The sequence below is a fragment of the Paenibacillus terrigena DSM 21567 genome, from assembly GCF_000374845.1.
Taxonomy (GTDB): Bacteria; Bacillota; Bacilli; order Paenibacillales; family Paenibacillaceae; genus Paenibacillus_K; species Paenibacillus_K terrigena.
Map to the genome: position 1 here is coordinate 243,278 of NZ_KB895420.1, position 11,076 is coordinate 254,353.

Annotated in this window: 11 protein-coding genes and 1 rRNA gene; 11 read left to right on the forward strand and 1 reads right to left on the reverse strand. The window is 45.2% G+C overall.

All coding sequences use genetic code 11. The annotated features are described in order from the left end of the window. Positions 1-15: 15 nt before the first annotated feature. The 9 genes from gatA (at position 16) to C558_RS0122965 (ending at position 9,149) form a co-directional block, all read left to right on the forward strand. Positions 16-1,473 (forward strand): Asp-tRNA(Asn)/Glu-tRNA(Gln) amidotransferase subunit GatA, encoded by a 1,458-nt coding sequence (gene gatA / locus C558_RS0122925; protein ID WP_018758651.1) that lies wholly within the window; start codon positions 16-18, stop codon positions 1,471-1,473. A 276-nt stretch (positions 1,474-1,749) separates the two neighbouring features. Next, entirely contained in the window at positions 1,750-3,189 is a 1,440-nt protein-coding gene (gene gatB / locus C558_RS0122930; RefSeq protein WP_018758652.1) for an Asp-tRNA(Asn)/Glu-tRNA(Gln) amidotransferase subunit GatB, read from the forward strand. A 20-nt stretch (positions 3,190-3,209) separates the two neighbouring features. Continuing rightward, on the forward strand, positions 3,210-3,905 hold the full coding sequence (locus tag C558_RS0122935; protein WP_018758653.1) for an MgtC/SapB family protein: 696 nt from the start codon (positions 3,210-3,212) through the stop codon (positions 3,903-3,905). A 127-nt stretch (positions 3,906-4,032) separates the two neighbouring features. Beyond that, the gene (locus tag C558_RS0122940) at positions 4,033-4,662 is read left to right on the forward strand and encodes an RNA polymerase sigma factor (RefSeq protein WP_018758654.1); all 630 of its coding nucleotides are present in this window, start codon (positions 4,033-4,035) and stop codon (positions 4,660-4,662) included. Positions 4,663-4,672: 10 nt separating this feature from the next. Beyond that, positions 4,673-4,996 carry a hypothetical protein gene (locus C558_RS0122945; RefSeq protein WP_156826233.1) on the forward strand — a complete coding sequence of 108 codons (324 nt, stop codon included), beginning with the start codon at positions 4,673-4,675 and terminating at the stop codon, positions 4,994-4,996. A gap of 14 nt (positions 4,997-5,010) precedes the next feature. Next, positions 5,011-5,631, forward strand: coding sequence for a TM2 domain-containing protein (locus tag C558_RS0122950; protein ID WP_018758656.1), 621 nt, complete (start codon positions 5,011-5,013; stop codon positions 5,629-5,631). 21 nt (positions 5,632-5,652) lie between these two features. After that, positions 5,653-6,894, forward strand: coding sequence for a DUF4097 family beta strand repeat-containing protein (locus C558_RS0122955; RefSeq protein ID WP_018758657.1), 1,242 nt, complete (start codon positions 5,653-5,655; stop codon positions 6,892-6,894). Positions 6,895-6,977: 83 nt separating this feature from the next. Then, the gene (gene perR / locus C558_RS0122960) at positions 6,978-7,406 is read left to right on the forward strand and encodes a peroxide-responsive transcriptional repressor PerR (RefSeq protein WP_018758658.1); all 429 of its coding nucleotides are present in this window, start codon (positions 6,978-6,980) and stop codon (positions 7,404-7,406) included. 33 nt (positions 7,407-7,439) lie between these two features. Beyond that, on the forward strand, positions 7,440-9,149 hold the full coding sequence (locus tag C558_RS0122965; protein ID WP_018758659.1) for a glycosyl hydrolase family 18 protein: 1,710 nt from the start codon (positions 7,440-7,442) through the stop codon (positions 9,147-9,149). Positions 9,150-9,250: 101 nt separating this feature from the next. Here C558_RS0122965 and C558_RS0122970 read toward each other — a convergent pair whose 3' ends face one another. Further along, positions 9,251-9,622 (reverse strand): YgzB family protein, encoded by a 372-nt coding sequence (locus C558_RS0122970; protein ID WP_026264091.1) that lies wholly within the window; start codon positions 9,620-9,622, stop codon positions 9,251-9,253. Between the two features lie 122 nt (positions 9,623-9,744). Here C558_RS0122970 and C558_RS31735 point away from each other — a divergent pair, with 122 nt between their 5' ends. Both C558_RS31735 and C558_RS0122980 read left to right on the forward strand, forming a co-directional pair. Further along, positions 9,745-10,638, forward strand: a complete 894-nt coding sequence (locus tag C558_RS31735; protein WP_018758661.1) for a nucleotidyltransferase-like protein — start codon at positions 9,745-9,747, stop codon at positions 10,636-10,638. A gap of 354 nt (positions 10,639-10,992) precedes the next feature. Continuing rightward, positions 10,993-11,076: ribosomal RNA gene (locus C558_RS0122980) — 16S ribosomal RNA — on the forward strand; the annotation flags it as partial.

Consider the following 11,076-nt stretch of genomic DNA (forward strand, 5'->3'; position numbering starts at 1 on the left):
GAAAGGAGAATTCCCTTGTCATTATTTGATTTGCGGTTGCAGGAAATACATAACAAGCTGAGTGCCAAAGAATTGTCCGTCACGGATCTGGTGAACGAAGCTTATGGACGTATTGCCAAGACAGAAGACCAAGTGAAAGCTTACCTGACGTTAAATGAAGAGCATGCTCGCGCGCATGCGAGATTATTGGACGAGCAGCTCGCGACGGATGCACCTCGTGGATTGTTGTTCGGACTTCCCGTAGGGATTAAAGATAATATCGTGACGGAAGGGTTGCGCACGACTTGTGCGAGTCAATTCCTCTCGAATTATGACCCGATCTATGATGCAACGGTTGTTCAGAAGTTGAAGAAAGCCCAATCTATTACGCTGGGCAAATTGAATATGGACGAGTTCGCGATGGGGGGTTCGAACGAGAATTCCAGCTTCTATCCGACACGTAACCCATGGAACTTAGAATATGTACCAGGTGGTTCTAGTGGTGGTTCGGCTGCAGCCGTCGCTGCGGGCGAAGCGTACTTCACGCTTGGTTCAGATACAGGCGGTTCGATCCGTCAGCCGGCATCCTATTGCGGTGTTGTAGGTTTGAAACCAACCTACGGACTCGTATCCCGTTTTGGACTCGTAGCATTCGCTTCTTCTCTGGACCAAATCGGACCGATCACGAAGAATGTTGAAGACTCCGCGTATGTATTGCAAGCTATTGCAGGCTACGACAACATGGACTCCACATCGGCGAATGTTGAAATTCCTGACTATATCAGCGCTTTGAACGGAGATATTAAAGGACTTCGTATTGGAGTACCGAAAGAATACCTCGGACAAGGCATCGATCCGAAAGTGAAAGAATCGGTTCTTTCTGCACTTAAAGTGCTAGAAAGTCTTGGCGCAACATGGGACGAAGTGTCCTTACCGCATACAGATTATGCGGTTGCGACATATTACCTGCTTGCTTCTTCGGAAGCTTCTTCGAACTTGGCACGCTTTGACGGCGTACGTTATGGCGTTCGCGCAGAGAATCCGGATAACCTGATAGATCTCTATGTGAAATCCAGAAGCCAAGGCTTCGGGGATGAAGTGAAACGTCGGATTATGCTTGGAACCTATGCACTAAGCTCTGGTTATTATGATGCGTATTATTTGAAAGCACAAAAAGTCCGTACGCTCATCAAGCAAGACTTTGATCAAGTATTCGCGAACTATGACGTCATTATTGGACCTACAGCACCGACAACGGCATTCCCGATCGGATCGCAAGTAGATGATCCATTAACGATGTATTTGAATGATATTGTGACCATTCCGGTCAGCTTGGCGGGCGTGCCAGCGATCAGTGTTCCATGTGGACTTGCTGATGGCTTGCCTGTCGGATTGCAAATTATCGGGAAAGCTTTTGATGAATCGACTGTACTGCGTGTAGCGCATGCGTTCGAGCAGAACACAGATCATCATAAGCTGCGCCCGCAGTTGTAAAGAGGTTGTTCAAAAAGTCAACTTTTGATCACGAAGTGTTTCAAGGAGTAGATTCGGCATCGAATCTTGCGTTCATCCTCGAAGTCCGGTACTCATTTAGGTTTTGACTAAACTCCGTTCCTCCTAAAAGTTTTTCGAAGAAAAACTTGCTACGGGAGCATCGGCTTTCGGATTCACGCAACCTAAGCATATGCTTACGATGTCAGTTTTCTGCGAAAACTTTCAGGTACTGAAAAGCAGACTTTTTGAACACGCATTAAATATAGGAGGTTTCCCATGTCTACATCGAAATACGAAACCGTCATCGGCTTAGAAGTTCACGTTGAACTTCATACGAATTCCAAAATCTTCTGTGGCTGTAAGACATCCTTCGGTGCTTCGCCGAACAGCAATACATGCCCAATCTGTCTTGGACATCCAGGCGTATTGCCTGTGCTCAACCGTCAAGCAGTTGAGTATGCGATGAAAGCTGCGATGGCGCTGAACTGTACGATTGCAACAGAGAGCAAGTTCGATCGTAAGAACTATTTTTACCCAGACTCACCAAAAGCTTACCAAATCTCGCAATACGACAAACCGATCGGTGAGAATGGTTGGATTGATATTGAAGTGAATGGTGAGACCAAGCGGATTGGCGTGACACGTCTCCACCTTGAAGAGGATGCAGGGAAACTGACGCACGTAGATGGCGGTTATGCTTCACTGGTTGATTTTAACCGTGTAGGTACGCCACTACTAGAGATTGTATCAGAGCCTGATTTGCGATCTGCGGAAGAAGCGAAGGCATATCTTGAGAAGCTTAAAGCGATTATGCAATATTGTGACGTATCCGATGTGAAAATGGAAGAAGGATCGCTTCGCTGCGACGCGAATATCAGTCTTCGTCCTTATGAACAGAAGGAATTCGGTATTCGTGCCGAGCTCAAGAACATGAACTCTTTCCGCGGTGTACATCGTGGGATTGAATATGAAGAAATTCGCCAAGCCGACATCTTGGATGACGGTGGTGTGGTTGTTCAAGAGACGAGACGTTGGGATGACGCGCAAGGCAAAACATTCTCCATGCGCGGGAAGGAAGAGGCACATGACTATCGCTACTTCCCGGACCCAGACCTTGTGTCGGTCTTGATCGACGATGAATGGAAATCCCGAGTCCAAGCGTCGATTCCTGAGCTGCCGGATGCACGTAAAGCACGTTATGCAGCGGAGCATGGTCTGCCGAGCTATGATGCAGATGTGATCACAGCTTCGATGGCGCTCGCTGATTTCTTCGAAGAGAGTCTGAAATACACGAAGGATGCCAAATCCGTAGCGAACTGGATTATGGGCGACTTGCTTGCACATTTGAATGCGAATAACCTGGAAATGTCCGATGTCAAGATTACAGGCCAAGGGCTCGGGGAAATGATCGGATTAATCGAGAAGGGGACGATCAGCAGTAAGATTGCGAAGACCGTCTTCAAAGAAATGATCGACAGCGGGAAAGCGCCGCAAGCGATTGTTGAAGAGAAAGGTCTTGTTCAGATTAGCGACGAAGGCGCAATCAAAGCGATTGTCGACAAAGTTGTGGAAGCGAACCCGCAATCCGTTGAGGATTACCGTGCGGGGAAAGACAAAGCGATTGGCTTCCTCGTCGGTCAAGTGATGAAGGAATCACGCGGTAAAGCAAATCCAGCGCTTGTGAATCAGCTGTTAGCGGAGCGTCTCAAAGGATAATTCGAGAGGAACGAGTAAGCATGCACGATCCATGGGTCATTGATAATTTACATGTCATGATCAGACTACTGCTTGCGATGCTGTTAGGCGGCTTGGTTGGATTTGAACGAGAACATAACAATCACGCGGCTGGCCTTCGGACACATATTCTGGTCTGTCTTGGTTCCACGTTAATCATGCTGTTATCCATTTATGGATTTGCTGAATTTGTGACCTTGAATCGTGATCCAGCGCGGCTTGCGGCCTCGGTCATTACAGGGATCGGATTTCTAGGTGCTGGAACGATTCTATTCACAGGCAAATCAATTACGGGCCTCACGACAGCGGCGTCACTGTGGGTCGTTGCCTCCATAGGGTTAGCAATTGGAGCGGGCTTCTATTTTGCAGCGGTTGCGGCGACAATTCTGGTATTACTTAATTTATGGGTCTTGAATAAGATTGAACAGCGTTTCTTGCGAGGGAAGAAAGTTCGAATCATCACCATTCGAGCGATCGGGCAGCATGACCTTCTGGATGAGGTTACTGCGAAGCTCGCTTCCCACGCGATTACGACGAAGAAGATGGCATTAACAGAGTCGAGACATGTGACAGAACATGAAATAGATTTGCAAATGGAGCTTCAGCTGCACGTCACAGCACCGAAGCAATTAGAGCCGATTCATCTGATCGTGGAACTAAAATCCATTGCTGGTGTATTTAATGTTTCGGTAGAATGAGTAAGAGGGTCCATCTCTTACGATAACCTTCCTGATGGGAAGGTTATTTTTTTTGAAAAGTTTTGAAGGGTTTATTGAAAGGGGTGCGTCATAAGTATAGATTCATATGGAGAGAGGGGGGTTTACGGTGGACAATCAGACGGATGAACAGCTTATTGACCAGATCCGTCAAGGGAATCAGGATGCTTATCGAATTTTGGTTGATCGACATAAGAATTACATTTATACATTGATGTTCAGAGAGCTGGGCCATCGTGAGACCGCGGAAGACCTCGCTCAGGAAGTCTTTATTAAACTTTACCGCTACTTGCCCCATTTCCGTGGGGAGGCGAAGTTTACGACTTGGATGTATCGGTTAGCGATTAATACGTTGACGGATTATCGGCGTACGCAGCAGCGTAAGCCACTGACCAGCTTGATTGATTCGATTAAATCATGGTTTAGATCTCCAGAAGAAGAAGAGCCGGAAGAACGGCTGCTGCTAAAGGAAGAGCAAATTGAGGTTCAATGTGTACTAAGAAAGATGAAGGACAACTATCGTATTATTCTTGAGCTTTATCATATGAGACAGCTTTCTTATCAAGAAATAGCAGCCATTCTAGAAATTCCAATTCGGACCGTAGAGACGCGTCTATATCGGGCCAAACAACAATTCGAACGTTTATGGACGGAGGTGCAAGTTCATGAGAAGACGATTCCAGGAAAAGCCACACCATCAGCATCTAAGAAAAGACTGGACAACGCCTCATCAAGCTAATGTCCTACCGATGGAACGAGTGAAAGTCATGGAACAGATGCCTATCCATGAGACATCTCCTGAGTTTACAGATGTTATCATGCAGCGTATCTCCTCACAAGGAAGTAGAAAGCCCGCGACAGCAACTTCGCCGACCGTGAATTATTTTACACGGCGGAAGCAATTCATTCATTTTGCTGTTGCTGGCGCAGCGACTTATCTATTTATAACAACCGGTATTTTGCAATCTCTCCTTGCAATGGATGCCTTCAAACTTGAATATCAAATGAAAACGAAAGTCCAACATATGGTCGAAGCTGGTATAAAAATCATTACACACATTATCCCGTTCTAGGAGGAGATCTAAAAATGACGCAATCAAATGAAGACAGACACTCGACCTATGACCCTTTTTTGGATGAACGTATGCATCAATTGAATACCCCGCCAATGATGAATGCATTTTCGAACTCGGATCATCCTTATGGCAGCAATGTACCCCGTAAGAGTAAGTTTTTAGCTGGTTTGCTTGCTTTTTTTATACCGGGGCTTGGACACTTTTATCTCGGTCTGATGCAGCGCGGGATAACGGTCATGTTAAGCTTAGCGCTAAATATCGTTGCCATCGTGTATAGTGTCAACTTACCGCAAGGCGGAAGCTTGCCTATAATCGTGCTGTTAAGTCTCTTGATTCCGTGCATCTATTTCTATAATTTGTTCGACGCATTACAATGTACGGATCGAGTAAATGCAGAGCGCATCTATGGATTTGTGCCAGAAGGCATGACACCATTAATAAGTAATGGCGGAGTGGCTTTCAAAGGCAGCTCGCTTGGCATTGTGCTTGTTGTGTGCGGCGTCTTTGTGTTGATGCTTAGTGTCAATCCAGCTTGGCTCCAGTTTTTATTCTCGAGCGGCGGTCCCTATTTTGGCGCAGTGATTCTCATTGTAGCAGGATTATTCTTGCTCTTAAGAACACGTTCGAAATAATGAACGAGAAAGGGGTGTTCAATGATTAAAGTCGGGAGATATACAGGTGCCATTTTATTATTAGCTGTAGGCGCAATTCTTATTTGGGACCAGAGTTCTGGTGCAACCCATGTTCAATATCTGTTAGATTGGTGGCCTGTTCTTTTTATTCTGTGGGGCATAGAATATATTATTCTCAATGTCGTGCATCGTCATTCCAATCGACGGATGAAGCTGGATATAGGCGGCATGTTTTTAGCTGTGTTGTTATCAGGCATTGTATTTAGTGTGACTCAGCCATCGCTCATGTCGGATTTATGGAAGCAACTTAATTTCAAGATTAATTTTGCTACAACTTTGGGGTCTGACGAAGGAATTCGATTTGAGAAACCTGTGCAGAAAGTTGCCATAGATAAGGAAACCGAAGCGATTGTTGTACGTAATGAGTATGGTGATGTTGTCGTACAGACGGGCGGTGCAGATCAACTTGAAGTCTCAACCGTCATGCGGGTAGATCTGAAGGATAAGCAAGAGGCTGAACAGATCGCGAATCAATCCACTGTGAGCATTCAGCCGGGCCAGCGCATTTCCATAGAGACGAAGGGTAAGAAATACGGGGGCAATTGGCAGAAGCAGCCTCGCATGGATCTCGTGCTAACGATCCCGGAGGGAGCTGCCCTGGATTTGGATATTGAGACATCGCTTGGTGATATCGATATTCAACATGTGAAAGCTAAGAATGAATTGAAACTGGTGACGATGAAAGGCGATATTGACCTTGAGAATGTAACTGGTGCAGTTCGAGGAGAGACATTATTAGGTGATGTGAGTTTATCCGCGATCGATGGTGAAGTTGAAATGTCGACGAAGAGTGGTGATTTCAATGTTAGCCACATCACAGGACGGGCGAATGTTGCTACGCTGAATGGAGAGATCCGTTTGGAGGAAGTGGAAGGAGATATTCTCGCGGATACGAAAAATGGAGACGTACACATCGATCGTGCTGATCATAATCTGAAGGTATCTACACTCAACGGGGATATTTTTGTGGATACCAAGGTTGTTGGCGGGGATTGGGATGTTCATTCCACGATTGGCGATCTTGATATTGCGATTCCAGATACAGGAGATTATTCCATCGAAGGTAGCAGCGGGATTGGCTCCGTTAATGTGATCGATTTACCATTTCAGGCAGGAGATAAATCACTGTCAGGAACCGTTGGAGATGGTAAGTTTAAGGTTAAACTTAGCTCCAATAATGACCTCACCTTGAAAAAGAATTGAAATCGATCATACCCCGGAGTACAATGAATGAAGATTGATGTTAAAATTTAATGTACTCCAAATAAACAGGTGGTGGGTCAGCTATGAATACGCAAGTCCAAGAAGCACTTGAACAATTAAAAAATACAGGAGTTCGTATTACGCCACAACGCCACGCGATTCTGACGTTTTTACTCGATTCCATGACACATCCGACGGCGGATGATATCTACCGTGCGCTTGCACCGCAGTATCCAAGTATGAGTGTGGCGACGATATATAATAATTTAAAAATGTTCGTGGAAGCAGGTCTTGTGCGCGAATTGACCTATGGAGATAATTCAAGTCGGTTCGATGCAGATCTGTCTTCCCACTATCATGCGATCTGTCAGAAGTGTGGCAAAATCGTGGATTTCAATTACCCAGCACTCTATGAAGTAGAGCGCGCAGCAGCGGAACAGACAGGCTTCGCTGTCAGCGGCCACAGAATGGAGATTTACGGCGTCTGCCCTACATGTGCTGAGAAAAAGTAATGTAATCGGACAACTCTAGAAATGGAGAGAAGAATGAATCTACGATACCAAAAGAAAACAGGCCTGCGAACACGCGGCTTGTTTTTTATTACAGCAGCTATTGTCGTTCTAATTGTTACTGGGATATATATTAAAGATCAGGTCTTGCCAAGTACCAAGCATGTGAAGCCAGATTTTCATGGATTGGCCAAGCCCATCTTTGTTGGCGGCGAATTGCAAGAGGCGTCGGCAATCGGGTCGAAGGAAGGTATTAAGCTCCCCTTGTCGGTCGTTCAGAAGAATATTGATTCAACGATTCGTTATGAGAAAAAGTCAAAGACAATCATTATGGCGACGCATGATAAGTTGATTCATTTTAAGACGGATGAGTTGACAGGGCGAGTGAATAGCAAGCCTTTTGAACTCTTTTTTACAGCAGAACAGGTTAAGGGGACCCTTTATTTGCCGATTGCTCCGCTTGAGGAATTGTACGGTCTTCAAGTGAAGGAGGATCCGAGTACGGGTACTGTGACGTTGTTCAAATCGGGCGATCAAGTTCAGATGGCGAAGACGATTAAGTTGAAAAAAGAGGATAAGACCATTCCACTACGTGAGGGTCCTTCCATTCATAAACCGATTGTGTACGATGTGAAGCAAGGGGAGTCCTTGCGGATCTGGGCAGACCTCGATGGGTGGTATAAGGTTCAACTGGAGAATGGTATCGTTGGCTTCTTGCAGGATTCTGATGTCGAGATGGGCGAGCAGCTTTCCATCGAGCAGATTCCTGCGGCGAATGAGAAACCAAATGCGAAGATAGAAGGACCTATTAACTTGATTTGGGAAGCTGTCTATAATAAAAGTCCTGATGTAAGCCAAATTGGGCCTTTGCCAGGGGTGAATGTCGTCAGTCCTACCTGGTTCAGTCTTCTTGATGGGGAAGGTAATGTTCAGAGTAAGGCGGATATGGGATATGTTAAATGGGCCCATGAGAATAATATGCAAGTGTGGGCGTTGTTCAGCAATAGCTTTGAGCCCAAATTGACAACAGAAGCATTATCGACCTTCGATCGTCGATTCCAGATGATTCAACAAGTGATGTCGTATGCTCAAATCTATCGCTTGGATGGAATCAATATCGACTTCGAGAATATTTATACGAAGGACAAGGAGAACTTTACGCAATTTGTACGTGAATTAACGCCTATGCTTAGAGCACAAGGGCTTATCGTCTCGGTAGATGTCACACCGAAATCGAACAGCGAGATGTGGTCAGCCTTTCTGGATCGCCAATCGCTGGGAGAATTGGTCGACTATATGATGGTGATGTCCTATGATGAGCATTGGGCCTCGAGTCCGCGTGCAGGATCGGTGTCATCGCTCCCTTGGGCGGAGAATGCTATGCGTAAAATTATCGAAGAGGATCAGGTCCCTGCAGATAAGTTGCTCTTGGGGATCCCGTTATATACACGGATATGGACGGAGAAGCCTGTAGACGGGAAGACGAAAGTCTCCTCCAAGACAGCGGGAATGAAGGCGATCCAAGAATTAATCGAAAAGAAGCAGCTTAAACCTCAGTTAGATGAGGCGACAGGTCAGAATTACGTGGAATATGAGGAAGATGGTGCGAAGCGCCGGATTTGGATTGAGGATCAGACCTCTCTTCAGGCAAGAGTAAAGCTAGCACAAGAGCTGGGGCTGGCAGGTACGGCATCGTGGACGCGAAGTTTTGCATTACCTGAGGCTTGGGATGTACTCGCAAGATAGTACAGCACTTATATCACTTATCTATGAAAAGACACTACCAGAGATCCATGGATCAACGGTAGTGTCTTTGTTTTGTACGAGATATGAGGTTAAGCCTTCGGTTAGTCTTCCACGACCATCACTGGCTGCTCTTTAGGTATCGTATTCGCTTGATTCGGATCCAACGTCAGGATGGTTTTGCAGAACATGCAGCGATCCGTTTTGCCCAGCATTTTCGTTTGCTTATGACATTCGGGACATTCGAACACGACAGCGGTTGTTGATAACATGCCTGCCCAGAAATAAATACCTACGCTGCATAACATACTAATCATACCGAGCACCATGAAGATCGCTGCGATAATTTTGCCGACGTTGGAGCTGCCCCACAATAAGAGTCCGGCTGTTCCGAGTACCATAACTCCCATTCCTACCATAGTTAGCAGTAATCCCCACAAGCGAAACTCATTGATTTTACTAGATTTAAAGCGCATATCGTGATCTCCGTTCTCTTGTTTATAGTTCTTTTGTAAAAGAGGAAAGTTAAATCTTATGTAGAATTAAATTACATTATAACGGATTGGGTTTTAAATCGCCAAGAGAGAGGTGGGTGAAAATGGTGGATTTCACCAAAAAAACATTATTATCAGCGTTCAAGAATAACCCTGATCATATCGGATCGGTCTGTATCGAACACACTGCTTCAGATTTCTACCCACCTGAGATGTATGATTTCGATATGGTTCTTATCCATGTCATGGATAGGGATATGGCGCTGCATGAAATATCGCATATGAAGAAGGGTGATCTCAAGCTGCAGATCCATACAGTAAGTATGTGGAGCATGGAGAGATGGCTTGTCGATGGTGAGAACCGCAATATGATTCAGTGGATGATTCAAGGGGAAATTGTGAAAGACTCCACGGGATATTTGAACGTTCTTCGAGATCGTATACTTCAATTTGCGAATCCTCTACGCGAACAACGAATGATTGCTGAATTTGCATTGTTCCTACGTAACTTCCTGCAGGCCAAGCAGTTCATGAAGATGAATCATGAATTAGATGCCTATCAGCGAGTCCTTGAATCGCTGCGGCATTGGGCGGGAATTGTATTGATCGAGAAGGGGATGCATCCTGAGGTTTCAGTGTGGAATCAGATCCATGATCTGAACCTTGGGGTATTCAAACTATATGAAGAGCTTACAATAAGCCAGGAGACTGTTGGACAACGAGTTGAGCTTCTACTGCTTGCCAGTGAATTTTCCGTGATGACTAAGATGAAGGAATATTGTTCATTGCTGCTGCGTATCTTATCTAGTCGCGAAGAACCTTGGAATGAGAATGAATTGGTCGAACATCCTGAACTTCATCATATTCGTGCGGATCTCCCCATGCTGTTGCAGAAAATGCTCCAACGATCACTCGTGCGTGAAGTTGAAGTGTTGAGCACGGAATCCGAGGAGACTGATCAAGAACCATCTATAGAGCTTTATTATTTAGCGGGATAATCAATTTCCGATAGCAATGGCTTGATGTATAAGCGCATAATGAAGCCAAATTGCTGGATTTAAATATTTTTGTCGAAAAGTGTTGACTTCTAGGTTCAGATCATGATATATTAATTTTCGCCGCTTCGAACGGAAGCTAAAATGAAGTAAACGATGAAGAAATGAATCGAAAAAAACTTCAAAAAAAGTGTTGACAAGAGAAACGGCGATATGATATATTATAAGAGTTGCTGCTGAGAACAACGGCGACAACGAGAAAGACATTGATCTTTGAAAACTGAACAACGAATGATTGAAAGAATACATGAGATCAGCAATGATCTCGCTAGCAAGTTTATGAGCAAGTCAAACACTTTATTGGAGAGTTTGATCCTGGCTCAGGACGAACGCTGGCGGCGTGCCTAATACATGCAAGTCGAGCGGAGTTATTCCTTCGGG